28 protein-coding genes and 1 pseudogene are annotated in these 24,873 nt (G+C 44.0%); 16 read left to right on the forward strand and 13 right to left on the reverse strand.

Going from position 1 to position 24,873, the window contains the following annotated elements:
* Positions 1-60 precede the first annotated feature (60 nt).
* The 5 genes from Q0307_RS17795 to Q0307_RS17815 all read left to right on the forward strand — a co-directional run bounded on the left by Q0307_RS17795 (position 61) and on the right by Q0307_RS17815 (position 2,909).
* Entirely contained in the window at positions 61-633 is a 573-nt protein-coding gene (locus Q0307_RS17795) for a peroxidase-related enzyme (RefSeq protein ID WP_298662507.1), read from the forward strand.
* Positions 634-1,228: 595 nt separating this feature from the next.
* Positions 1,229-1,483: a type II toxin-antitoxin system Phd/YefM family antitoxin gene (locus Q0307_RS17800; RefSeq protein ID WP_298662509.1), complete on the forward strand. Its 255-nt coding sequence runs from the start codon at positions 1,229-1,231 to the stop codon at positions 1,481-1,483.
* Entirely contained in the window at positions 1,480-1,908 is a 429-nt protein-coding gene (locus Q0307_RS17805) for a type II toxin-antitoxin system VapC family toxin (RefSeq protein WP_298662511.1), read from the forward strand. Before Q0307_RS17800 ends, Q0307_RS17805 begins: the two co-directional genes overlap by 4 nt.
* 366 nt (positions 1,909-2,274) lie before the next feature.
* Positions 2,275-2,562: a DUF6516 family protein gene (locus tag Q0307_RS17810; RefSeq protein WP_298662512.1), complete on the forward strand. Its 288-nt coding sequence runs from the start codon at positions 2,275-2,277 to the stop codon at positions 2,560-2,562.
* Positions 2,544-2,909 carry a hypothetical protein gene (locus Q0307_RS17815; protein WP_298662513.1) on the forward strand — a complete coding sequence of 122 codons (366 nt, stop codon included), beginning with the start codon at positions 2,544-2,546 and terminating at the stop codon, positions 2,907-2,909. The genes Q0307_RS17810 and Q0307_RS17815 overlap by 19 nt, the downstream gene beginning before the upstream one ends.
* A 272-nt stretch (positions 2,910-3,181) precedes the next feature.
* Here Q0307_RS17815 and Q0307_RS17820 read toward each other — a convergent pair whose 3' ends face one another.
* Positions 3,182-3,595: a PIN domain-containing protein gene (locus Q0307_RS17820; protein WP_298662514.1), complete on the reverse strand. Its 414-nt coding sequence runs from the start codon at positions 3,593-3,595 to the stop codon at positions 3,182-3,184.
* A complete protein-coding gene (locus Q0307_RS17825; protein WP_298662516.1) occupies positions 3,585-3,809 on the reverse strand; it encodes a type II toxin-antitoxin system VapB family antitoxin in 225 nt (74 codons plus the stop codon). The genes Q0307_RS17820 and Q0307_RS17825 overlap by 11 nt, the downstream gene beginning before the upstream one ends.
* Before the next feature lie 156 nt (positions 3,810-3,965).
* Here Q0307_RS17825 and Q0307_RS17830 point away from each other — a divergent pair, with 156 nt between their 5' ends.
* The 4 genes from Q0307_RS17830 to chrA all read left to right on the forward strand — a co-directional run bounded on the left by Q0307_RS17830 (position 3,966) and on the right by chrA (position 8,055).
* Positions 3,966-4,634: a nitroreductase gene (locus tag Q0307_RS17830; RefSeq protein WP_298662517.1), complete on the forward strand. Its 669-nt coding sequence runs from the start codon at positions 3,966-3,968 to the stop codon at positions 4,632-4,634.
* Positions 4,635-4,706: 72 nt separating this feature from the next.
* A complete protein-coding gene (locus tag Q0307_RS17835) occupies positions 4,707-6,005 on the forward strand; it encodes a hemolysin family protein (RefSeq protein ID WP_298662519.1) in 1,299 nt (432 codons plus the stop codon).
* A gap of 71 nt (positions 6,006-6,076) precedes the next feature.
* On the forward strand, positions 6,077-6,664 hold the full coding sequence (locus Q0307_RS17840; RefSeq protein WP_298662521.1) for a DUF308 domain-containing protein: 588 nt from the start codon (positions 6,077-6,079) through the stop codon (positions 6,662-6,664).
* Positions 6,665-6,705: 41 nt separating this feature from the next.
* Positions 6,706-8,055: a chromate efflux transporter gene (chrA, locus tag Q0307_RS17845; RefSeq protein ID WP_298662523.1), complete on the forward strand. Its 1,350-nt coding sequence runs from the start codon at positions 6,706-6,708 to the stop codon at positions 8,053-8,055.
* Between the two features lie 47 nt (positions 8,056-8,102).
* Here chrA and Q0307_RS17850 read toward each other — a convergent pair whose 3' ends face one another.
* The 8 genes from Q0307_RS17850 to Q0307_RS17885 all read right to left on the reverse strand — a co-directional run bounded on the left by Q0307_RS17850 (position 8,103) and on the right by Q0307_RS17885 (position 15,788).
* Positions 8,103-8,651: a YggT family protein gene (locus Q0307_RS17850; RefSeq protein ID WP_298662525.1), complete on the reverse strand. Its 549-nt coding sequence runs from the start codon at positions 8,649-8,651 to the stop codon at positions 8,103-8,105.
* A gap of 13 nt (positions 8,652-8,664) precedes the next feature.
* The gene (gene proC / locus Q0307_RS17855) at positions 8,665-9,504 is read right to left on the reverse strand and encodes a pyrroline-5-carboxylate reductase (protein WP_298662528.1); all 840 of its coding nucleotides are present in this window, start codon (positions 9,502-9,504) and stop codon (positions 8,665-8,667) included.
* Between the two features lie 80 nt (positions 9,505-9,584).
* The gene (locus Q0307_RS17860) at positions 9,585-10,565 is read right to left on the reverse strand and encodes a DUF2156 domain-containing protein (protein ID WP_298662530.1); all 981 of its coding nucleotides are present in this window, start codon (positions 10,563-10,565) and stop codon (positions 9,585-9,587) included.
* A gap of 45 nt (positions 10,566-10,610) precedes the next feature.
* A complete protein-coding gene (locus Q0307_RS17865; protein WP_298662532.1) occupies positions 10,611-12,080 on the reverse strand; it encodes a YdiU family protein in 1,470 nt (489 codons plus the stop codon).
* Positions 12,080-13,057 carry a GTP cyclohydrolase FolE2 gene (folE2, locus tag Q0307_RS17870; protein WP_298662535.1) on the reverse strand — a complete coding sequence of 326 codons (978 nt, stop codon included), beginning with the start codon at positions 13,055-13,057 and terminating at the stop codon, positions 12,080-12,082. The genes Q0307_RS17865 and folE2 overlap by 1 nt, the downstream gene beginning before the upstream one ends.
* 129 nt (positions 13,058-13,186) lie before the next feature.
* Entirely contained in the window at positions 13,187-13,675 is a 489-nt protein-coding gene (gene mreD / locus Q0307_RS17875; RefSeq protein WP_298662536.1) for a rod shape-determining protein MreD, read from the reverse strand.
* The gene (gene mreC / locus Q0307_RS17880; RefSeq protein WP_298662554.1) at positions 13,672-14,658 is read right to left on the reverse strand and encodes a rod shape-determining protein MreC; all 987 of its coding nucleotides are present in this window, start codon (positions 14,656-14,658) and stop codon (positions 13,672-13,674) included. The genes mreD and mreC overlap by 4 nt, the downstream gene beginning before the upstream one ends.
* Positions 14,659-14,741: 83 nt before the next feature.
* Positions 14,742-15,788 carry a rod shape-determining protein gene (locus tag Q0307_RS17885; protein ID WP_078920834.1) on the reverse strand — a complete coding sequence of 349 codons (1,047 nt, stop codon included), beginning with the start codon at positions 15,786-15,788 and terminating at the stop codon, positions 14,742-14,744.
* A gap of 247 nt (positions 15,789-16,035) precedes the next feature.
* On the opposite strand from Q0307_RS17885, the gene hslO reads away from it, so the two are divergent.
* From hslO to Q0307_RS17900, 3 genes are read left to right on the forward strand one after another with little or no spacing between them, the layout of a single operon-like run.
* The gene (hslO, locus tag Q0307_RS17890) at positions 16,036-16,932 is read left to right on the forward strand and encodes an Hsp33 family molecular chaperone HslO (RefSeq protein ID WP_298662537.1); all 897 of its coding nucleotides are present in this window, start codon (positions 16,036-16,038) and stop codon (positions 16,930-16,932) included.
* A 17-nt stretch (positions 16,933-16,949) separates the two neighbouring features.
* Positions 16,950-17,534 (forward strand): NAD(P)H-dependent oxidoreductase, encoded by a 585-nt coding sequence (locus tag Q0307_RS17895; protein ID WP_298662538.1) that lies wholly within the window; start codon positions 16,950-16,952, stop codon positions 17,532-17,534.
* Positions 17,527-18,300 carry an alpha/beta fold hydrolase gene (locus tag Q0307_RS17900; RefSeq protein WP_298662540.1) on the forward strand — a complete coding sequence of 258 codons (774 nt, stop codon included), beginning with the start codon at positions 17,527-17,529 and terminating at the stop codon, positions 18,298-18,300. The genes Q0307_RS17895 and Q0307_RS17900 overlap by 8 nt, the downstream gene beginning before the upstream one ends.
* On the opposite strand, the gene Q0307_RS17905 is transcribed toward Q0307_RS17900, so the two are convergent.
* From Q0307_RS17905 to Q0307_RS17915, 3 genes are all read right to left on the reverse strand, one after another.
* Positions 18,297-19,136 carry a ferritin-like domain-containing protein gene (locus Q0307_RS17905; RefSeq protein WP_298662541.1) on the reverse strand — a complete coding sequence of 280 codons (840 nt, stop codon included), beginning with the start codon at positions 19,134-19,136 and terminating at the stop codon, positions 18,297-18,299. The genes Q0307_RS17900 and Q0307_RS17905 overlap by 4 nt on opposite strands.
* Positions 19,124-20,278, reverse strand: a complete 1,155-nt coding sequence (locus Q0307_RS17910) for a DUF4147 domain-containing protein (RefSeq protein WP_298662543.1) — start codon at positions 20,276-20,278, stop codon at positions 19,124-19,126. The genes Q0307_RS17905 and Q0307_RS17910 overlap by 13 nt, the downstream gene beginning before the upstream one ends.
* A 93-nt stretch (positions 20,279-20,371) precedes the next feature.
* Entirely contained in the window at positions 20,372-22,234 is a 1,863-nt protein-coding gene (locus Q0307_RS17915) for a hypothetical protein (protein ID WP_298662545.1), read from the reverse strand.
* Positions 22,235-22,402: 168 nt separating this feature from the next.
* Here Q0307_RS17915 and Q0307_RS17920 point away from each other — a divergent pair, with 168 nt between their 5' ends.
* From Q0307_RS17920 to Q0307_RS17935, 4 genes and pseudogenes are all read left to right on the forward strand, one after another.
* Positions 22,403-23,281 carry a polyphosphate kinase 2 family protein gene (locus tag Q0307_RS17920; RefSeq protein ID WP_298662547.1) on the forward strand — a complete coding sequence of 293 codons (879 nt, stop codon included), beginning with the start codon at positions 22,403-22,405 and terminating at the stop codon, positions 23,279-23,281.
* Positions 23,278-24,228, forward strand: coding sequence for a prolyl aminopeptidase (gene pip, locus Q0307_RS17925; RefSeq protein WP_298662550.1), 951 nt, complete (start codon positions 23,278-23,280; stop codon positions 24,226-24,228). The genes Q0307_RS17920 and pip overlap by 4 nt, the downstream gene beginning before the upstream one ends.
* A complete protein-coding gene (gene dtd, locus Q0307_RS17930; RefSeq protein ID WP_298662552.1) occupies positions 24,225-24,662 on the forward strand; it encodes a D-aminoacyl-tRNA deacylase in 438 nt (145 codons plus the stop codon). The genes pip and dtd overlap by 4 nt, the downstream gene beginning before the upstream one ends.
* A gap of 16 nt (positions 24,663-24,678) precedes the next feature.
* Positions 24,679-24,873, forward strand: a pseudogene (locus tag Q0307_RS17935) (hypothetical protein); the annotation flags it as partial.

Consider the following 24,873-nt stretch of genomic DNA (forward strand, 5'->3'; position numbering starts at 1 on the left):
AAAAGCTTGTGTGGTTCGGCTTTTTTAAGAAAAAATGCATTTTATTTGAAGGTGTATTGCATGAGCGATTTCCCCATTAGCCGTTTTCCAGTGCCTAGTTTAGACAGCCTGCCCGAGGATATTCGTGCGCGCATTGAAGCGGTTCAAGAAAAATCTGGATTTATTCCCAATGTCTTTTTAGCCCTAGCGCATCGGCCTGATGAATTTCGAGCCTTTTTTGCTTATCACGATGCTTTAATGGAAAAACCCAGTGGCCTGACGAAAGCTGAGCGTGAAATGATTGTCGTGGCTACTTCTAATGCCAATCAGTGCCATTATTGTGTAGTCGCGCATGGGGCTATTTTAAGAATTCGGGCGAAAAACCCGTTAATTGCTGATCAAATCGCGATTAATTATCGCAAGGCCGATATTAGCCCACGTCAACGCGCGATGCTTGATTTCGCGATGAAAGTTTCCCAAGCAGCGTATGAAGTGAATGATGCAGATTACACCTTATTACGCGAGCATGGTTTTAGCGATGAGGATATTTGGGATATTGGCGGAGTGGCTGCGTTCTTTGGGATGAGTAATCGGATGGCGAATATGCTGTCGATGCGGGCGAATGAGGAGTTTTATGGAATGGGGCGAGGGTAACTCTAAACCCTCCACACAAACTGCTGGCAAGTTTTTATTCATTGGCTGTATAATTCTTAACAATTAAACCTCAGCCCGTGAAAATCTCTATGGCAACAATCACTTATTGTGGATTCATAATTTCCGCCTATTCTATTAGCTAGTCTCTGTGCAGAAATAGGGCGAAGGCTTTCTATTCTGTTATATGGGAATCCTGTCTAATAAACTGTTGGTTGCGATAGCAAGACCAATTTATTGATTTGAAAGACAAATCTCAGATTATAAGAAGAAGCTGAAAAAAGCAAAAAAACATGCTATTCAGTTAAGACTAGAAATTCTTCAAAACGTAGTTATTGACAGAAATTTCTAGTCTTAACTGAATTCATGATGCTTTTGCAGCAGACTCCTTTAATTCCGATTTGTCGGTGTAGAATTCAATAAACGGAGTTCTTATAACTATCTCGCAAGCAACCAACAAGTCGCTGAGTCAGAAACTGGCTATGCCAGTTCTGCTCAGCTATTTTCGTTATCTGCACATAGATTTCTCACCTACTTGACAATGTTCCAAAAAGAAAATACTGTCTAGTCTGTCCAGTTTAACTTGAGGCATAGGACTATGGAACAGAATATATGGCAACTCCAAGATGCAAAGAGTAAATTTAGCCAATTGGTCGATAGTGCAATACACCACAAACCCCAGTTTGTAACTAAACATGGGAGCAATGCTGTTGTCATTATTTCATTTGAAGACTACATAAAGTTTATTAAACCAAAAGATGATTTAGTGACGTTTTTCATAAACTCACCTTTGGCAGAAAGCAACCTTGATTTTTCAAGAAATAAAGATACGCCAAGAGATATTGAGCTATGAAGTATTTACTAGACACCTGTGTTATTTCTGAAGTCATAAAAAGAGAACCTAATAAAAATGTGATTTCGTGGTTGCAGGCTCAAGATGAAGCTAATTTATTCTTAAGTATATTAACATTTGGCGAAATACAAAAGGGTATTCAAAAAGACTCAGACCAAAACAGAAAGAAAAGATTAAAGATGTGGGTCGAAGAAGACCTAAAAAAACGCTTTGAGAATCGAATTATCCCAATTGACTTAAAAGTTGTGACTAACTGGGGTTCTATTCAAGGTTTGGCAGAACTTGCTGGCAGAACAATACCAACACTAGATGGACTGATAGCCGTATCAGGACTTACTTATAATTGTACAGTAGCTACAAGAAATATATCAGATATGGAGCAAAGCACAGCAGAACTGTTCAATCCTTGGGAATACAAAAAATAATACAGATAACGAGAGTGTCGGCGACAGACACGGTGACAGCCCGCGACTTCGCCCAATAGACTCCCCGCCGCGCCCGTCACACGAGACGTTGGCTTTTTAAATGACGACAATCATCACCAAATTTAAAGACTGAATAAAGATGCTTTTGTCATTTGCTAACGCGGAGAAATCGTGCCAGATTCAAATACCGAAAAATGGAACTGGTGCACCGCGCTGATGCACGGGGAGTGCTGTGCCAAATTCAAAAAAAATATATCACTTATTGCTGACAAAAAATCAACACCCTATCTACCTGCTTAAAACGGTCTAATTTTACACAAATAAGTCACTTGCTTTCCAAGCATTAATGTTGGCAAAATAGCCAACATGAAAGCAGAGTTGATTACACAATTCAAAGACGTTGCACCCAATGGTGACATTGTTGAGATGGTGGTTTGGCACGTCCCTACGCCTGCTCCACCAACAACGCACCATTACAAATATCGCCTTGTCTATATTGTTGATAACAAACGGGTTGTTGGCTTTGACAATGAACGCGGCAAAGGCGATCACAAACATTGGGATGATATTGAATACCCCTATATTTTCAAAGATATAGAGACATTAATCGAAGATTTCTTGCTAGAGGTGGACAAATGGAAAAACGGACATTAACCATCACACTGCAACCTGATTGGAAAGCTGCACTGCGTGCAGCGGGAAAAGCCGCACAGCGTGGAGGATACCAAAGTGAATTTCTCAATTTTGAGTCACCCGGCATCTTTTTTTCCCGCCTTAGTGAACGCCGCTGGGCAATGCTTAATGCCTTGCAGGTGACAGGTACAATGGGTGTTCGTGAGCTGGCGCGCTATCTACAACGGGATGTGAAGCGCGTCCATGAAGATGCCCAAGTGTTGGTCGAGTTAGGCTTGATCGAGCGTGACACTAAAGGTTCACTAACCTGTCCCTATGCTGACATTCATGTTGATATGCATATTGCCCCTAATTTACAGGTAGCTTGACCTCCTCGCCTCACTTTAGAGAGGGGAGGAGGTCAAAGATATACCGCTAGAACGTACTCTGCACATAACAAAGAATTTTAATATTTATGCGTATGATGCTTATCTCATTCAATGCGCAGAACTGACGAGCAGTTCATTACTTACTTTAGAAAGGTATCGATTTACGACTTTCAGAAGATTAGATAATGTCTATCGTGAGAGATAGCAGAAAAAGAACTTATTTTTAGCCTAAAGTTTACTAGTCGAAGTCATAACAGTATTAAAGGTGACAATTAACTCAAAAATGGGTTAACAATCAACAAATCCCCTCGAATCTTTAAATGATGCTGCATATCTTCTGAATACAGTATCTTGCAGCCAGCACGCAAAGCAACTGCCACAATTAAGCTATCCCAATAAGCTAGACTGTACTCTAGCTGTAAACCAGCAGCAGTCAGCAAATCTTCTTTTTCCTGTGCAAGCACCGGATAGCTTGCCATAAACTCTGATAGGAAATTTTGGATATAAGTCTGGTCTTTGCCCGCTTTACGGAGCAAATTAATGCTAACTTCATTAGCAACCTGTACGCTGCTATAAACACTTTCTTCGCCAATAATTAAGCCTATCGCCCTCTGATACTTTGCCTCATCTGACTTGATTAATGAATAAAGCCAAATATTAGTATCAATAAACACCTTAGCGGGCATAAATATCGTCCCGTGACATCGGTTTAAAATCAGCTAACTCAATAGGGTTTTGCAAATAGCTACTGAAAAACTCTTGTCTAGGTTTTTGCTGTTCACGACGCAAACGCACTAACTCTTGCAGAGCCAAATGAACAACCTCACGCTTGCTGCGAACATTGGTTAAACGGATCGCCTCTTTAACCAGAGTATCGTCTAGTATGATATTGGTACGCACAACAGAACCCTCCAAATGTGTATTCTTATACACATAATAGTTAATGTTTTTTTGATAAACAAGCGAGAAAATTGAGAAACGCGATCAAGTACTAACACTAGAGCCTAAGTTCAGCTTCCGCTACAGTAAGGTTTTACCCCAAATAGGAAGAGGACAATGAAGGTAAGCGAAGCATTACAGGCTCGAAAATCCACTAGGGCTTTTTTAGACAAACCCGTCAGTCGTGAAACCATTGAGCAAATTCTAAATGCTGCCCGTTGGGCGCCATCAGGGACGAATACTCAGCCTTGGCAGGTAGCTGTGTTGATGGGTGCAAAAAAGCGGGAGTTGCAGGACAAGATTGAAGGTGCTTATCGCAGCGGGGTGAAAGGAGGTATGGATTATTCCTACTACCCGAATGAATGGAAAGACCCGTTCTTAGCGCGGCGGCGGGTCTGCGGCTTGCAACTGTATAGCGCGCTCAAAATTGGTAAAGAAGATAAAGAGCGGCGCGCTGAACAGTGGGTAGCCAACTACCGCTCGTTTGATGCACCCGTCATGTTACTGTTTTTCATTGATCGCATTATGGATACCGGCTCTTATTTAGATTATGGCATGTTTTTGCAGTCGGTGATGTTAGCAGCGGTTGAACACGGCCTAGCCACTTGCCCACAAGCAGCTTTAGGTGAATACCCTGATATCGTGCGTGACTATTTAGGCTATGACCAAAATCAGATTGTGGTTTGTGGGATGGCTTTAGGCTATGAAGACCCTAGTGCAGACATTAATAGCTATCGCACTGAGCGCGAAGCGGTGAGTAATTTCACTGAATTTTATATCGACTAAGGACAGTCATACAGACCTGCGCTTAAAAATGTTATAATCCCTGCCATTCTAATGGTTGGGGATTGTTAAACTGTGGACGTTGCCATTTTATTTGGCCTGATTTTATTAAATGGCTTTTTTGCCATGTCGGAAATTGCCTTAGTCGCTGCGCGGAAAGCGCGCTTACAAAACCTTGCTCAGCAAGGGGATGACAATGCTGCACTCGCCCTACGTTTAGGCGAAGATCCCACTTTTTTCCTTTCCGCCGTTCAAATCGGTATTACCTCGATTGGCGTCTTAAATGGTATCGTCGGTGAGGCAGCCTTAAGCCCACCCTTTAGTACTTGGCTACAAAGTCTAGGCTTAGAAGAGCATATCGCTAGCCCCCTAGCCACGGTTTTAGTCGTCGTGAGTATCACCTATTTTTCAATCGTGCTAGGTGAATTAGTCCCTAAGCGCGTGGGACAAATGAACCCAGAAGCGATTGCACGCTTTGTGGCGACCCCAATGTGGGGCTTAGCCATCATTACTAAACCGTTCGTGATGCTGCTATCGGGTTCCACCCGCTTATTATTAAGCTTGTTAGGTGCGAAAGATGATGGCCGCTCCTCAGTGACGGAAGAAGACATTCACCTATTATTAAGTGAAGGCTCAGAAGCGGGTGTCATAGAAGCACAAGAGCATCAAATGGTGCGGAATGTATTCCGCTTAGATGACCGGCAGATTTCATCCTTTATGGTACCGCGCAGTGATGTCGCCTATTTAGATGTAGATCGTCCTTTAGAGGAAAATTTAGAGCTAATCCAAACCAGCCGTTATTCACGCTTTCCTGTGGTGAAAGGTAATTGGAAGGAAGTGTTAGGGGTGGCAAGCACTAGCCGCTTATTAAATCAAAAGCTCAGTGGCGAACCGATTGATCTCACTAAGAATCTACGTCCTGCTGCTTTTGTACCTGAATCTTTAACCGGTATTGAACTGTTAGAAAACTTTAAAGACTCGGGTAGCCAGCTAGTTTTCATTATTGATGAGTATGGCGAAATTCAAGGAATCGTCACTTTGCATGATATGATGGAAGCCATCATGGGCGAATTTAAGCCGCAACATCAAGATGATACTTGGGCGGTGCAACGTGAGGATGGTAGCTGGTTATTAGACGGTTTAATTCCCATCCCTGAGCTGAAAGATCGTCTGGATATTCGTACCGTACCGGAAGAAGACAAAGGACGCTATCACACCATTAGTGGAATGCTGATGTTACTGTTAGGCCGCCTACCACAAGAAGCCGACCATTGTGAATGGGAGGGCTGGCGTTTAGAAGTCGTGGATATGGATGGTACACGGATCGACAAAGTGATGGCCACCCGCATTCAGGCTGAGGAACCCAGTATCTGAATATTTTGTACACTAGCTATTAAGACTGTGAACTACAATTACCAAATAGGAAGCTTGGGAGATTTTCTACAATGGAACTGTTGATTGGCATATCCCGTGAAGCACGCTTGCGGGTCATTGAGCTTGGGAAAAATTGGAATCACTTTTTAATCTTAGGTTGTATTTTATTATTAGGTGGTGTCCTAGGGATCACTATTCCTTTAACGACCAGTCAGAATGCTGAACAGGTAATGGGTTGGGTAGTGCTAGCTTGCGGTTTTTTCCAGCTATTTCAAGCTTTACGTGTCTATGGCACTACAACTTTCCGTTGGTGGCTCCTATTTGGTAGTTTGCTAGTTCTACTCGCGGTGGCTATTTTACAAAATCCTATCCAGCAAATATCTAGCCTGCAGTTAGTCACGAGCTTATTAGTTTTGCTTGCACTCTTAAAAATTATTTATGCTTATCGCTTACGGCCTGCCCGTGAGTGGTTTTGGCTGCTAGTATCAGGACTAATTAGCCTCATTCTTGCAGCACTCTTAGTCATGAATTTGTGGCAAGCTGATGGTAGACTGGGTTTGGTGCTAGCAGCAGAGCTCATCAACGCTGGTTTATGGTTAACACTGATCGGTTGGGGCTTCAATACCATGAATGAGCGCTTGATTAAGCAAGTCGTTTAAGCTGAATTAGCAGCTCCAATCCCCAACACTTAGGACTGATTTTGGACTCAGCTCATTCATCTCTCCAAACTCCCCCTGCTAAGCCTAGTTTTCAGAGCACTTTAAAGTATTGGCTCAAACTAGGCTTTATCAGCTTTGGCGGCCCTGCAGGGCAAATAGCCATGATGCACACGGATTTAGTTGACAAAAAACGTTGGATTTCTGAACAGCGCTTTCTACATGCACTCAATTACTGCATGCTGCTACCCGGCCCTGAGGCTACACAACTAGCGATCTATATCAACTGGTTACTTTATGGAGCTTGGGGCGGAATTGCCGCTGGCTTATTATTTGTGTTACCCGCTTTTATTCTACTATGTTTATTAGCTGCTCTGTATTTGACTTGGGGACAGATGCCACTCGTTCAAGGCCTATTTTATGGAATTAAACCTGCGGTTGTAGCTATTGTCCTCTTTGCAGCTTGGCGCATTGGCAGCCGTTCTTTAAAGAATGCTTGGCTCTGGAGCATTGCTGGACTTGCATTTAGTGCCATGTTCTTTTTTAAAATTGGCTTTCCGTTGATTGTTCTAACTGCAGCATTATTAGGCGTCTTGGGTGGACGATTCCTACCTGACAAGTTTCAGATGAGCCAAACTCATGCGGCTCAATCCTCCTCGCAGCCAGCAGCAGTGATTGATAATCATACACCCCCACCTGAGCATGCCCATTTTAATAAAACTCGGCTGCTCACGATTGTTTTAGCTTTTGTTGTGATTTGGGGTTTAAGCTTAGCGCTAATCAATAGCCAACCTGTATTAACTAATATGGGTATGTTCTTCACCAAAGCAGCTTTCTTAACCATTGGTGGTGCTTATGCAGTTCTGCCCTATGTTTATCAGGGTGCTGTAGAGCATTTTCAGTGGCTGAATGCTGGGCAAATGATGGATGGTTTAGCTCTAGGCGAAACCACCCCCGGCCCCTTGATTATGATTGTGACTTGGATTGGTTATATTGGTGGAGTGACTAAAGACTTAGGCTTAAATCCAGTCTTAGGGGGGGTAGCAGGAGCAACGGTCGCTACCTTTTTCACTTTTCTGCCTTCGTTTTTATTTATTTTAGCGGGCGCACCAGTGTTAGAAGCCACCCGTGGACAATTGAAATTTACAGCCCCCTTAACGGCCATTACCGCTGCAGTGGTTGGTGTAATTTTAAATTTAGCAGTGTTTTTTGCTTGGCATGTGTTTTGGCCAGAAGCAACTACCAGCGCAGTCTTTCAAGGACAGTTTGATCTATTTGCAGTTGTTGTGGCAGGAACTGCCTTTGTAGCTTTATGGAAATATAAAATCGATGTGATTTATGTGGTTGCTGTGAGTGCAATTATCGGTTTAGCTTATTTTCTGTGGAGCCTTTAAGGGTGGCATTAAGCAAACTGAAGCTATCAATTTGCTTAGCCAGAGCTTTAAATATTCGGGAAACCGCCTAATCCAATTAACACCACTTGTAGCAGCAAAATTGCTACCAGCGGTGATAAGTCTACCATGCCAATCAGCGGAACGAATTTACGAATGGGATCAAGGATAGGAGCAGTCAAACTATCTAATAAGGAACCCAACGGATTGCCATAGCTATTGCCAACCCAGCTCATAATCGCCTGAATAATTAGAGCGACCATAAAAATCCACACCACTGTACGAATCAGATCGGCCAGCACAGCTAATAATAAACCGCCTACTCCAGCATCCAACCCTTGAATACTCATTAGTAAAGTGGCAGCAATCAGCTTTAAAGTAAATGCGAGGACTAAAGAGGCACTATCAATTTTACCAACTGGCGGGATAAAACGGCGTAAAGGAACTAGTACTGGATTGGTAATCTTGACTAGAAACTGTGAGAGTGGGTTATAAAAATCAGCTCTGACTAAAGCGAGTAAAAATCGCAGCAATACTGCGCCAATATATAGCGAGAACAGCGTTGAAATCAGAAATACCGCAATATTTTGAAAAACCATGAAAGCTCCGCTCCTAGCTATTCGCTGCTGCCAATTCTTTCGAGCGCTGCGCAGCAGCTTGTAAAGCCTCAGCAAACAGAGGCACTAATCCACCCGCACTCAATTTATTTAAAGCAGCTTCAGTAGTACCGCCCTTAGAAGTGACTTGCTTACGCAGCTCAGCAGGCTTTTGATCACTCTCTAAAGCTAAGCGTGCTGCACCTAAGGCTGTTTGTACAACTAAAAGCTGGGCATCTTCTGACTTCAACCCTAAAGACTCTGCCGCCGCTTGCATGGCTTCCATCACGAGGAAGAAATAAGCAGGGCCACTACCTGAAACTGCGGTCACAGCATCCAGTTTAGCTTCATCTTCAAACCACAAGGTAATTCCAACAGTACGTAATATGCTTTCTGCAAGGCTACGCTGTTCTTTGGAAACTTGTAGATTGGCATATAAACCAGTAGCACCTGCTTTGACCAAAGCCGGCGTATTCGGCATACAACGTACAATCGGTAAATGCCCCCCTAACCAAGCATTTAAAGACTCCTCACGAATCCCTGCCGCAACCGACACGAACAGTGGACGCTGCTTTTGCGCTAAATCCTGCAAAGGTTCGATTACAGTACGCATCATTTGCGGCTTAACTGCCAAGACGACGACATCAGCACCTTGGATTGTTGCAGCATTATCCGTACTGGTGAAAATTTGACTGCCATAACTACGGATCACATCCAGTTGATTTTGATCTGGATCAGACACACGAAGTTGTAAACTCCCAGCATCTTGTAACATACCCGCAATCAGACTGCGTGCCATATTGCCAGCACCAATGAAAGCGACAGTGGTGGGTTTTCTGGATAGTTGTGGCGTCATAGGCGTTTTATCTCTCTGCTCTAAAGATGGTAAATTAGTTTATAACAGCTCAAGGCACAGCGTTGCTAGACTGGCTCAGCTTAAATCATACGCATCGCTTTCATCAGAATAATCATCTCCCATAAGCGATTGCCCTGTGTGGATGAAAAATACACATGTTGACGCTGCCCATGAAATTTTTTCTTATGGCTAATATTGCCCTGAAAAGGATACAAATGATTGAGCTTACGATAGGCATATTTTAAGCCTTTCATCGTGAATTCATTATGGCGAAAATGCTTGCGCAGCACATATAAAGGCATTAAGCCTAAAGAGACTTTTTGTACGCCTTCTTGCTGAAAAGTCCGCATAGCTTCAAGGATAATGAAAACACTAAGACCATTGGGTGCATCCGCAGTAATCCGGTCAAAATTATGGTAGTAGCCAATAATTTTACCTTGCTCGTACATGGGGTCAAAAATCGCTAAACCCACCAATTTTCCCTGCTGCCGTGCCCAAAAACAGCGCACATCGGGTTCATCGGTAGGCACAAAAGGCCGCGTCAATAGAATGAGTTCTTTCCCACCTTTTTCCTGCATCCATTCTTTAGACAAAGCCTCAATTTCGTGCTTATTACAATCTGAAAGCGCACGCTCTTCAACAATGACACCTTCACGCTCACATTTATTCCGCCATTGACGTAATTTAGCACGCTCTTTACCCGCTAAATCAAAGGGAATCGGTAGTTCAGTTTCTTGCCCAAAATGATTGACCTCATAGCCTAGTTTTTCGAGGACTTGCCCAATCAGCGCAGTACACTGTAAGACAATCACACGTTTATGTAATTGAATAAAGCGCTGCAATAGACCTTCGGCTTGGTCAAGCGCACAAATCGGATCAGCTAAGATAATCTTCCGCCCTAAAGGTGCGAAGAGTGGATGGCGAAACGGTAGATAAGCAATAAAGCCAATCCCTTCTTCAAGATAATACTGCATACCTGCTTGCAAGCTTGAATAGCTTAAACAGCCCTTGCCGTATTGTTTAAGATAAACTTCGAGGCGCTGCCAATCCGGATGAGTCATTGGATACTTAAAATGATTGTTGAATGCGCATTGTCGAAGAAAGCCTCAGGAAGAGCAACTGACACTAATGCTATCGGCCCAAGCCGGTGGATGATCCATATAGCGCTCCATACCAACTTGTTCGGTGAAAGGCCGTTGCAACAATTTTAGCAATAGCTCCACTTCGCTTGCATCACCCTGCTCTGCTTTAGCAATCGCTTGCTGAGCCATATAGTTTCGCAGAATATAAGCTGGATTAACTTCCTGCATCCGTATTTGCCGTTCAGCATCTACCGACTGTTCTTGCTCTAAACGCTCTCGATATTGAAGTGCCCACGCATCAAAGGCCGTTCGATCTACAAATAAATCGCGAACTGCCTGCTCAGACTCATTCACTTGCAAGCCAAGCTTACTTAAGCGGCGGAAGAAAATGGTGTAATCGACTAAGTTCTGCTGCATTTTAATCAGCAGATCAGCGATTAATGCCTCATCACTAGCTAAGGCTTGATGTAAACCTAATTTAGCACGCATCCCAGCGAGCCAAGTTTGGTCAAAGGCGTCTTGGTACTGGAGTAAAGCTGAGCGTGCTTTCTCGACTGCTGCATCAGGATCGTCGGCTAATAAAGGCAAAAAGGCATGCGCTAGGGCATTCAGATTCCATAAGCCAATCGAAGGTTGTTGATCAAAGGCATAGCGCCCAGCTTGATCGGTATGATTACAGATAAAGTTTGGGTCATAGACATCTAAAAAGCCATAAGGGCCATAATCTAAGGTCAACCCAAGCATGGACATATTGTCAGTATTCATGACCCCGTGCGCGAAACCGACACATTGCCATTGCGCTATCAAGCGTGCAGTACGCTTCACGACCGTTTCCAGTAAAGCCAGATACGGCTCCGCTGTCGATTGCAATTCAGGAACATGATTCGCAAGAACAAAATCCGCTAGTTGCCTAAGTTGCTCATATTGACGACGATGGAAAAAGACTTCAAAACTACCGAAACGAAGATGTGAAGCTGCCATCCGTACTAATAAAGCACCATACTCAAGGCGCTCGCGATACACTTCCTCATCGCTTACGAACATACACAAGGCGCGGGTGCTGGGAATACCTAAAGCATGCATCGCTTCTGAGCATAAATACTCACGTACCGTGGAACGAATTACTGCCCGACCATCACTAAAGCGCGAAAAAGGGGTTGGCCCTGAGCCTTTTAGTTGTAATTCAAAGCCTTGAGTTTCACCAAGAATAATTGCCCGCCCATCCCCCAATTGTGGCACATAAGAACCAAATTGATGGCCTGCGTAGAGCATAGAAATCGGCTGTGTACCCTCCCAAGACCGCTCGCCATTAAAATAAGCGGTAAAAGCGGGATGCTGCGTTTCCTTAGGGTCTAACTGAATTAGTTGTGCAGCGGCAGTATTAAAACTAAACAGCCGCGCATTAGCTAAGGGCGTAGGCTTTACCCGCGCATAAAAATGCGCAGGTAATTGTGCAAAACGATTCTGAAACGGCAGGGTATCCAGCTTATACATTAACAGCTCATATAATCATGCGGATCATCTTGATAACCGCCATCAACGCCTTTGACTGCAACAGACACAGCATCATGCGCATGTAAGCTTTCTAGGTGATTGACGCGAATCCAGAAATCGCGCACTGAAATATCTTCTGACATCGCTAATTTCAAACGGCGAGCCGCATCTTCACAGAACATCAAATTAGCAGCATTCAAACGCGCAAACTCTTGCTCATCTTCACGCTTAACGGCCGCTTGTACTGGAGTTTGTAAGGCATTCTCAATGCGATCAATCAAACTAGTCAGTGGTAAATTACGAATTTTTTCCGCTAATTTTACTTTCACTTGCGCCATACTGCGTTGGCTGTGTGGGGTTGCACTAATACCTTGCGTCGTGCCCAACCAAGCATAGACGGTACTTGCATTGACTAAGCCTTCACCAAATTGATCGCGGAAACCTTCTTGGATTAATTGACGAGCTAAAGCAGCAGAACAAGGGCAAGTGGAGGAGTAAGGTACTTCTACTTGCACTTCCAGATCAAATTGCTGGCCGCGCAAAGTCGCAGCAACACGTACTGGATAATTTTTCCAGCCCCTATTGTCGCTGACTAGGGAACTGCGCTTTTCAAAATAATTGAAGCGACATTCCAAATAAGCCGAGTTGCTTAAGCTACCGTGTGACTCAATAAACTGGGTGACCGTTTTGCGTAATATTTCTGGGGTCAGTTCATGCATACTCAGCAGATTATCTAGGGCTAAGTACAGACGCGACATATGAATGCCTTTACTATTGGGATCGATTAAATTCACATAAGCTTGTACCCGTGCAAGCGTTTGAATCTTTTCGCCGGTCGAGTTCAGTACCAAAACTGGAATCTCAATGGCACTCATGCCAACCCAGTTTAGACTGCCTTTTGGCCCTGCATGGGGTTGACTTGCAATATCTGGTAAGACGCTGCAAGACAAGTCAGTGCAGGCATTAGTTGCACTCATGGACAAGCTCCTTAACTTAAAGTTAATTTCTGTTTGGTGGGGTCTAAGGTAACAAAACTCAAGGAGCTGTAGCAATTCACCTACTATAAGGTGGCAGTATAGCGAGTAGCAGCAAAAACCCTAGCAAAATCAAACCATTTTACGTGGTACATAAAAGTAACCAAGAATCCCGTGATAGATCGGCCAGACTAATAAACTACTCAACAGCGGCATCCAATACAGCAAACCAGGGCCAATATTGCCCGTCACTCCACGAATCCATAGATTAATCAGCATAAAGATACCGACTACAATGAAGATCAAAGCAAACTGCTGTAAAAACGCCTCTGCCGACATGCGTAAGCTGAGACGCACGGCAAAATAAGTGACGAGTACATAACCTAAGGCATGCTGCCCAAGCAGAGAATAAGAAATCGTATCTGCCAATAAACCTATAAAGAAAGCCACGAATAGATTCACATGCTGGCGCATACACAAAGCCCAATGAATGAGACTTAGCACTACAAAATCTGGCCGCCAATAGGACCATTCTGGAGGTAAAGGTATATTATTTAAGCCTAAGCCAATTAGTAAAGTTAACCAAATAGCTCCCGGAAAGCGTGGTAGATTCTCAATCATTGTGGACGCTCCACGGTCTTATTCGTTGTAGTGGCTTTACTTGCTGGTTTCTCGTCTTTTTTAGTTTTCTCGTCTTTCTTGGTTTTAGTATCTGCTGGTTTAGGAGAACTAGCCGGTGGTGCTGCTGACAACATTTCAGCGGGTGAAGGGCTAATCCGCCATAATAATAGGACTTCACGGGTATTATCAAAATTAATCAAGGGCTTAGCACTGATATTCGCAAAAGGATCACCGGGAATATATTGCACACCATTCGGAATGACTTTAGCCACTGGAAAATCTGGCGGAAACAACATATCTAACCCAGAACTGACAAATACATCGCCATCTTGGACATTGCTGCCTGCCACAATGCTTTTCAACTCCAAAATATCAGCCTTACCTGTACCACTCGCCAGCGCCCGCATGCCAGTACGCAAATTACGCACCGGAATAGCATGTTGGCGATCCGTTAGCTCCATGACTTTAGAACTGAAAGGAGTTACTTCTACCACTTGCCCATAGATATTGCCACCTTCTGCTAATACAACTTGCTTTTCATGCACGCCATCACGCGAACCTTTATTTAAAGTTACTACTTGGCGACCGCGCTCATCCGAAGCCGCAATCACTTCAGCCATCGTGAAGGTATAGCCAACACGCTTATCAACTTTGAGTAGATCACGTAGACGTGCATTTTGCTGTTCTAAGACCTGCATATCGCGGTATTGAACGGAATACAGCCGCAATTGCTCTTTTAAAGCCGCATTTTCACTCGCCAAATGCAACTGATTGGCGAAGAAACCTGTCACCTTGGTGTAAAGATCAAAAGGCGCATCCACAATACGCTGTAGAGGATAAGCCACAATCGAGAAACCTGTGCGTATAGGTTTGGTGGCAGTTGGATTACGATAATCCACCGCCATCAAAGACAAAGCAGCAATCAGTAGAAGCACAAACTGAAAGGATAAGCCCGGTGTTGCGTGATAATCAGTATCGTTAATGGCAGTCTATGCTCCCTGTTATCTACCCTGAAAGTGACTGCTAGGGGTGATTATTTATATTATTGAGCAAACTTTAGCAGCGCTTAATCAGTCGCTAGGAATGCATCCCCTTCGGCTTCTAAGATTTCTAGAATTTTCCCACCCCCACGCGCTACACAAGTTAATGGATCATCTGCAATCACGACTGGAATGCCAGTTTCTTCCATTAACAAGCGATCTAAATCCCGCAATAAAGCACCACCACCAGTGAGTACAATTCCACGATCTGCAACATCTGCACCTAACTCAGGGGGAGTTTGTTCTAAAGCGGTTTTAACTGAACTTACAATCCCAAATAACGGTTCCTGTAAAGCTTCCAGAATTTCATTACTGGTTAAAGTAAAAGCACGGGGTACCCCTTCTGAGAGATTACGACCTTTGACTTCAATCTCTAATAACTCCTTACCCGGATATGCAGAACCAATTTCGCATTTAATCCGCTCAGCCGTCGCCTCACCAATTAACATGCCATAATTCCGACGTACATAACTGATAATGGCTTCGTCTAAACGGTCGCCACCGATGCGGACTGAAGCGGAGTAAACAATTCCACGTAAAGACATGATGGCGACCTCTGAAGTACCACCACCAATGTCTAACACCATAGAACCAATCGCCTCATCAACGGGAATGCCCGCACCGATTGCGGCAGCCATTGGTTCTTCAATCAGATAAACTTTGCGTGCACCAGCACCTAAAGCAGAATCCTTAATTGCGCGCCGCTCGACTTGAGTAGCGCCACAAGGAACACAGATAACCACGCGCGGACTTGGACGCAAGATTCGGCCAGAATCAACTTTACGAATAAAATGCTGCAGCATTTTTTCGGTATAAGTGAAATCGGCAATGACCCCATCTTTCATTGGACGAATCGCAGTGATATTTTCTGGGGTACGTCCTAACATTTTTTTCGCTTCTGCACCGACAGCCTCAATGGACTTAGGCCCACCAGGGCCACGATCTTGCCGGATAGCAACCACAGAAGGCTCATTGAGAACAATGCCTTTTCCGCGCATGTAAATAAGGGTATTGGCTGTCCCAAGATCTACTGAAATATCATTGGAGAATAAACCAGAAATGGCTTTGAACATTGTTGTAAAGTCCAGCAAAAGCTAAAAATTATGAGAGGGGAACCGTGAAGTTGTCCTTAATGGTTCTAGTTATCCATGCCTCAAATCGGGTCAGCCCAAATTTCCTGCGCAAATGTAGCAACCAGAAGGGTTTTGGGCAAGTCAACTTATATGATAAGTTCACCAACCTAATTCCCCATATAGGCATTGCGTGGGAATTTTATCATACACTGACACGAAAGGTAGTAGCTACAAGGCTGATTCTTGCATGATAAGAGATATTTTACGGCGTTTTATCCTCGAAAAAGCGAATATTCGCGGTGAATGGGTACAGTTAGAGCAAAGTTGGCACCAGCTTTTAGAACGGGCTGATTATCCACCTGTAGTGCGCAAAGTTTTGGGCGAAGCTTTAAGTGCGGCAGTGTTATTGTCCGCAACTGTTAAGCATACCGGCTCTTTAATTCTGCAAATTCGTGGGGATGGACCGGTGCATTTATTGGTCGTCCATGCCACACCACGAGGGGAAGTGCGCGGTTTAGCGCAATGGACAAAAGTCCCTGCGGAAGGCAGTGATTTAGCCAAAATTTTTGGTACTGGGCATATTGCTATCACCTTAGAAGCAGCGAGTAACCATGAACGTTATCAGGGGATAATTGCGTTAGAAGGAAATAACCTCACCCAAGCTTTAGAGCAATATTTTGCGCGTTCTGAGCAATTGCCTACTCGTTTATGGTTGACTTCCGACCACAATAGCTGTGCGGGTTTACTCTTACAGCGTTTACCCATGGATAAATATTCCAGTCCTGAAGCCTTGGATGCTCAAGCAGAAGATTGGAATCGAGTATCACTACTTCTAGATACACTAACAGTCGAAGAATTACGTGATTTATCAGCGGAGGAAGTGCTCTATCGTTTATTCCACGAAGAAACACCACGTTTGTTTGATCCAAAATCCATTAAATTCAACTGTAATTGCAATCGGCAAAAAATTGAGACTCTGCTGCGCTCTTTAGGGCAAGAGGAAGTACAAGCAATCCTCGCTGAGCAAGGCAATATCAGCGTCACTTGCGAATTTTGTAATGCTAATTATGCAGTTGATGCTGTAGATGCAACACGCTTATTCACAGAAAACGTCGTGGATCTAACCAATACCACTGTCCACTAACTCAACTAGCCACCACTATGCGCATATTAATTGTTTACGCTCACCCAAATCCTGCAAGCTTCAATCACGCCATGCTGGAGTATTGCCAACACGGCTTAGCATCGGCAGGACATGAGGTACGTGTCAAAGATTTATATACAGAAGAATTTGACCCTGTACTGCGTGCCACAGAATTAGCTAGCCTACAAACCGGTGTCATCCCTGAGAAAATTGCGCGGGAACAAGAAGCTTTGCTGTGGGCAGAAGGCTTAATCTTTATCTATCCGTTGTGGTGGTATGGTCGCCCGGCTATTTTAAAAGGTTGGTTTGATCACGTGCTCACCAATGGAGTTGCTTTTGCTTATTCTGCTGAAGGCCCGATTGGCTTATTGAAACACAAAAAAGCATTGGTACTGATTACTGCAGGCAGTGATAAAAGCTTTTTCCAAGCGAATGATTCAGAAACACTCATTCATCGCCCGATGACAGATGGTACTTTATCCTTCTGTGGTATTAAAAATATCCAATACGAAATCTTCTATAATGTGCCGACCTTACCTTTAGAGGAACGCGAAAAAATCCTGCAGCAAATTACTGCATTAGGGGAAAACTTTAATGCTTAATTACCGGATTTATGGTGATACGGATCATTTACAACGCCCATTGCTAGTTTTACATGGTTTATTAGGCTCGTTGGATAATTGGCATACCTTTGCCAGTAAACAACAAACTGAGCGCAGTATTATCGCCCTAGATATGCGCAATCATGGTGGCTCTCCACATGTTGAAGGCATGAATTATCGCCTGATGGTGCAAGATGTCTTGGAAGTTGCTGATCATTTGCAACTAGACCAATTTGATTTAATGGGTCATTCCATGGGCGGTAAAGCCTCGATTTGGCTAGCACTTGAGCATCCTGAGCGCTTAAATAAGCTCATCATCGTGGACATTGCCCCAGTTAATTATCCACCACGTCATCAAGCGATTATTCAAGCCATGCTCACCATGCCTTTAGCTAGCTTTAAAAACCGGAAAGAAGCGGATCAGTGGTTAGCACCAACAATTAAACAACCTTTTGAGCGTGCTTTTTTACTGAAGAATCTTAAGTGGGATGAAAACGGTAAATTTACTTGGCAATGCAATCTGAGCGAAATTGCCCGGCATTATTTAAGTATTACAGCCTTCCATGAAACAGACTTGCGCTACCACGGCTCAACTTTATTTATTGGTGGTGGGCAATCGGATTATCTGGAAACTGAACGTTGGCAAGTAGCACAGACTTACTTCCCTAACGCACAGCTAGCGATGATTGAAGAAGCTGGACATTTACCACATGTACAAACCCCAGAGATTTTTACTAAGCATGTTAATAGCATCTTGAATAGCTAGACACTAATTTCTGCCAACCAATTTTCTTCAAGCTGTTGCAATTGTTCTAATTCGTTGGCACTAAAGCCCGCTTGCAAGCGCCCTTCAGTATAGAAAGGGCCACGAACAGGCGCTTGTAAAACCTCACGGAGTAGTTGCCGGAAAGTGCTTTCAGGCTCCAGCCCCCGCAACTCACAACAATAGCGATACCACTGCGACCCCATGCGTACATGGCCGACTTCATCACGCAAAATAACCGCTAAGACCGCTGCCGTCGCAGTATCCCCGACTTCTTGTAAGCGCTCCATCATCGGTGGAGTTACATCCAAACCTCTCGCCTCTAATACTCTGGGTACTAAAGCCATCCGCACCAGCACATCATGATCGGTTTTTAAGGCATGCTCCCACAAGCCATTATGGGCAGGTAAATCACCATAATCTACACCCAATTCACGTAAACGAGTCCGTACTAAAGTAAAATGATATGCCTCTTCAGCAGCAACTTGCAGCCAATCACTGTAGTAAGCATCAGGCATCTCTCGAAACCGATACACCGCATCCAGCGCCAAATTAATCGCATTGAACTCAATATGCGCCACTGCATGTAGCAGTGCGATCCGTCCTTCTAAATGATGCAATTTACGCTGTTTCATTTGCTTGGGTAAAACCAGCTCAGGCTTAGCAGGGCGCCCTGGCACTGATATTTTTTGCGCAGTATCAGGATGGGTCGGACGAATTAACTCACCCGTTAACCAAGCTTGCTGGAGCTGGGGGGCTAGGCTAATTTTCTCGTCAGGGTCAGTACTTAATAAACAGCTTAAAGCCGCCGTGTACAAATTCTTGTCTAAGTTAGGCATGAAGTTTTTAAAGCAATTACCAGATCCATCACATTAGTACCAGTCGGTCCTGTATGAAGCAGATCACCGCTAGCGGCCAGAAATGTACCTGCATCAGCACGTCTTAAGCAATCGACTGGATCAAGATTTTCTAAACGACCGCGTGCTAAAGTCTGTCCATTCACCAAAGCCCCCGCATCTTCAGTCATACCATCTGTACCATCAGTGGCTGTACAGAGCAACGTAATTGCCGGGTTATTTTCTAAGGCGATAGCGGCTGCTAAGGCAAAGTGCTGATTACGCCCACCCTGCCCCGGATTCTCTGGTAATTTAACCGTCGTTTCCCCACCCCAAATATAGATGCCATCTGGTTGATCTCTTAAAAAACCAACACAGTTTCTCGCTTCCTCTTCCGCGTCACCCTCTAAAAACTCAGGGATGATTTTTATCTCAGACACTAAACTTATGGGCTGAGCCGTTTGAATAGCGCTTAACATGTGTTGATTGCTGGCGACAATTTGCCAAGCAAACTCACGCTGTGGAGGTGCTGGAAATAAAAGTCCAGAACCGATGAGTGCAGGATCATCCATTTGTACATCAGAAATCAATAAACAAGCCACCGGACGCTCACTGATAAATTGCCAAAGTTTGCCGCCCTTAATTTTAGATAGCTGCTTACGCATTTGGTTAATTTCAGCAATGGAAGCGCCATCCGCGAGCTTAGCTTGAGTAGACTCTTGCAATTTCTCTAAAGTCCAACCCTCTTCCAAAACCTCACATAAACTCGAAGCCCCACCTGAAATCAGAAATAACAACGGCTCCTTAGCAGGCAGATTTTCTAAGTAATGCAGCAAGGTTTGCCCTGCTAAGAGTGAAGACTCTGCAGGCACTGGATGTGCAGCTTCTAAGCAAGTCAGTTGACGATTAGCTAATAATTCTGGAGAAAAATGCCCATATTTACTAATGAGCAAAGCACTTTTAATATCTTTGTCCAAATAGCGTTCTACACCTTGATACATGGCTTCCGCCGCTTTACCAATCGCAACAACATGGCAAGCCTCTTGCGTGCCCTGTTCCATCAGTGCGTTATAAACTGCATGATCGCCTTTCACAGCATTGAGGCCGAGGTTATAAAGCTCTAATAATTGCTGAGCAGCTTGCATTAAAGTCTCCAAAGGTTCAGGCTTTATGTTAGTGGATTGAAAAGGAAAAGCCACCGCTGGGGTGGCTTTCTTAGGTATTAAAAACCTAGCTGGCTAATTTTTCGTTAAGCAACTTGCATCCACTCCATACGGACTAACTGCATTAGGTGGTGAAATATCACAAGAACCTACATCCGCTGCAAGTACAGGTAACACGAAATCAGTGCTCTCAACATATTCTGAGCCAGATACTAAAATACGTGCTGTTAATCTAACTTTATTCCACAATGCATGACTTTGCGGGTAAATGACCGTAGCTAAAACCTTACCATCACTATCGGTCACCGCACTGTTGGTAACAGTTGCAGCATTAGTCGGCTCTAAACGACCACTACTATTCAGATCCTCACCTGCGTCCAATAAACCATCACTATCTATATCTTCTGACACACAGCTTGCAGTTTGCACAAATATTGGTTTTGTACTCAGTGTTCCGTCCGATAAAGTTACTCCACAAGGTGCGAAACTACCCTTTGCGTAAGCCAATGGTATTAAAGCAAAGTCTACTTTCTTATCTTTTACCGGATTGCCAGCACTATCCGTGACGATGACGCCAAAGGATTTTTTATAAAATAAGCCTTCTTCAACAATCTTTTCATCTTCACCTAATACAATGCGCAAACCTTGTCCACCCACTGTCAGGGTTATGTAATCATCAGCCACGGGACTAGCATTAGGATCTGTCAAACGTAACGAGCTGGTTATTTTCACCCCGTCTTTTGCACTCGTTGCATTACCTGCTGTATAACCAATTGTTGCTTTACCTAAAGAGTCAGTCGTAGCGGTGGAGCTACTTAATTTGCCTCCGACGGTATCCTCTAAATTAAATACAACGACTTGGTTTTTAACCGGGTTATCTGCAGCATCTTTAACCACTGCAATGACATTGGTGCTACTTTCTGGAATAAGCAGCTCCTTTTCTACCTGCATATTGAGATTAGCCGGGGTAGTCGCAACAAACTCTCTGGTTAAACTAGTCGATAAGCCAGTACTTGCATCCGTTGCAGTGACAACCGTTCCTCCAGCCGTACTTGACCCCACATAAAATGTTGCTTGACCGTGAATATCTGTCATTACCATTTGAGAGGGTTTAATTTCACCTCTAGTTGCTGCGAGATTGATAGTTTTATTCGCTTGAGCAACCCCATTTTGCGTCCACTTTAGGCTGATGGTTTCTGGCGTTTTAACTTTAATTTCTGAATTCGTGCTAGTGATTGTGAAATCGTCCCCGGAGATTTCTAAGGTTTTTGAGCTACTGACGCCTAAAGCTGAAACAGAAATAGTATCAGTACCACTCACTGCTGCATTAATAGTGAATTGAATCTCACCATTCGCATCCGTCATAAACCCTGAGCCTGATAGGGGTGTTAATGCATTATTTAAACTAGAGTTGATGGTTACGGTTTCATTGGCTAAAGCTTTGCCCGCTGAATCTTTTAACTTAGCCGTAAAGGTAGTTGGCGTATTTAATGCAATCCGTGCAGGGCCATCGACTACTAAGGTAGTACCTGTAATTGCAATATCGAGGGTTTTAAGCAAAGTGCCTGACTTAATCGTCACGGTTACTGTGCGATTTTCAGGATTCTCTAAGCCGGGGGTTAGCAGTGCTGTTTTTACACCGGTCGTTGCCGTTGCAGTGTCTGCTTCAATAGTGGCTTCATTATTAACAGAAAACTGCACCGTAGCATCTTTGAGGATATTATTATTCACATCCTTTGCAATTGCTGAAATGGTGACGGGCTTATCACCGCTGGAGCCAAGCTGGCGCGAACTGGCTGAAACTTCCAAAAACTTTGCACCAGTGGTGGTATTATTTCCCCCACCATCATTAGAAAGTTGGTTACCATCACCGCCACCACAACCAGCTAAAGCAAGCACACATAACGCCAGTGCACTGCGCTGAAGTACCTTCTGCATGAACTATCCCCTTGTTATAATTATTACTGTTAGGTCTAAGCATCTTATTGTATAGCTTTTACTTATTTCAAGATAAATAAGATGAATGATATTTTTTAACTAATGCAGCTCCTAAGTATCTCTGGCAGACTATAAACAACTTAGAAAAAGGCTATAAGGAGCTAGTTTATGTTCGATTTTCCTGAGCGCTACCGCGTGCCATTTGATGGTTCATTTAAGCTCCAAGAAGCCAAAACCTATGAGGATCACGCTGAAACTGAAGAAGAACTAAATGACCAACTAAAGAAGTTAGTTAAAAAGATCGATAAATTTCAACAAACTTTATATGCGGCAGATCAATACTCACTCCTATTAGTCTTTCAAGCAATGGATGCAGCGGGGAAAGATAGCACTATCAAAGCCATTTTGAAGGGGGTTAATCCTGCTGGTTGCCAAGTCTTTTCTTTTAAACAGCCCTCTGTCGAAGAACTAGATCATGATTTCCTCTGGCGCACAGCTCGCTGTTTACCCGAGCGGGGTCGTATTGGTGTCTTTAACCGCAGCTATTACGAAGAAGTCTTAGTCGTGCGCGTACATCCCAATTATTTAGCGGGTCAAAACCTTCCCAAAGTATCGAAGCTTGATCAGCTTTGGGAAGAGCGCTATGAATCGATTAAAGATCACGAAAAGCATTTAGCCCGCAATGGCACGGTCATTTTAAAATTTTGGCTGAATGTGTCTAAACAAGAACAGAAAAACCGTTTCTTATCACGCTTAGATGAACAAAATAAAAATTGGAAATTTTCTGCGGGCGATGTGATGGAGCGTCAGCATTGGGATGAATACATGGCCGCTTATGAAAACGCCTTAAACGCTACTTCCAGCAAATACGCACCTTGGTATGCGATTCCTGCCGATGATAAAGCTTATATGCGGGTTGCGGTTGCAGACACCATTGTCAAAGCCTTGGAAGGCTTGCACTTAGAATACCCTGAAGTATCCACCGAAGAACAAGCCAAATTTGCTGAAGCGCGCCGCCTATTAGAAGCTGAGGAGTCAGCTAGATGAAGACTTTGTTCCCACCAATTCGCGACAACCGCCATTTCTTTTTACCAGTTGACTCTATGCACACTTTATATGTGGAGGAGTCCGGTAATCCTGATGGTTTGCCTGTAATATTTCTACACGGCGGCCCTGGTTCCGGTTGTGAAAGCTGGAATCGGCAATTTTTTGATCCTGAGCGCTATCGAATTGTGCTGTTTGATCAGCGCGGTTGTGGGCGCTCCACCCCCCATGCTGAACTGACTAATAATACCACTTGGCATTTAGTCGCTGATATTGAGCGCATTCGCCAAGAATTAAAGATCGAAAAATGGGTGGTATTTGGCGGCTCTTGGGGTTCAACTTTAGGTTTAGCCTATGCACAGACACATCCAGAACGAGTCTCTGGTTTAATCCTACGCGGAATTTTTCTGTGCCGCCCCCGTGATATTGATTGGTTCTATCAGGATGGTGCGAGCTATATTTTCCCTGATTTTTGGCAAGATTTTATTAGCCCGATTCCAGAAGCAGAGCGTGGTAATCTTTTACAAGCTTACTACAAACGCTTAACTGGACAGAATGAAATTGCGCGCATGCAAGCCGCTAAAGCTTGGTCGATTTGGGAAGGCCGCACCGCTAATCTTTCCCCCAAAGAAAGCACTGTCGATCATTTCTCTAGTCCTTTTACAGCGATGAGTGTGGCAAGGATTGAGGCTCACTATTTTATAAATCGCGCCTTCTTTGAACCTGATCAGATCTTAAATAATGCGCATAAAATCGCTGGAATTCCGGGCATGATCGTGCACGGTCGCTACGATATGATTTGCCCACTCGAACAAGCCTATGCTCTACATGAAGTTTGGCCAACTGCTGATTTTGCGATCATTCCAGACTGTGGACATGCTGCGAGTGAACCGGCGATTCAAGCTGCTTTAGTCAAAGCCACTGAGTTTATGGCTGATCAGCTCATATGATTGGCTTAATTCAACGTGTCCTCGAAGCCAAAGTAGTGGTCGATGGCAATACTGTGGGGCAAATTCAAACCGGTATTTTACTGCTACTTGGTGTAGAGCGCGCTGATACAGAAGCGCAAGCTCAGCGTCTATTAGAGCGCGTTGTAAATTATCGAATTTTTGAAGACAGCAAAGGTCGGATGAATCGTTCGTTACTGGATGTTCAAGGTGGCTTATTAGTGGTGCCACAGTTTACCTTGCCCGCGGATACACAAAGAGGCAATCGTCCAAGCTTTACCCCTGCTGCTCCACCAGAACAAGGCAAACAATTATTTAATTATTTTTGCGCACAGATTCAAGCACAAGGACTTGAGCTACAATCAGGTGTATTTGGGGCTGATATGCAAGTGCATTTAATTAATAATGGCCCGGTAACCTTCTGGTTAAAAACCTGAAATGAAGTTTCAACAGATGAATAAGTTCGTTATAGGCTTACTGGCTAGTTTTTTAGTATTCCAGCTAAGTGCTTGCACAGATCAAGAAAAACCTGAGATCAAACCAGAATCATCAGCAAATTCGAGTCGTTTTAGTTCAAACGCAGAAGTAGCTCCAGCTCCAGCTCCAGCTCCAGCTCCAGCTCCAGCTCCAGCTCCAGCTCCAGCTCCA

This window comes from uncultured Thiothrix sp. (genome assembly GCF_937873765.1).
In the GTDB taxonomy this organism is placed as follows: Bacteria; Pseudomonadota; Gammaproteobacteria; order Thiotrichales; family Thiotrichaceae; genus Thiolinea.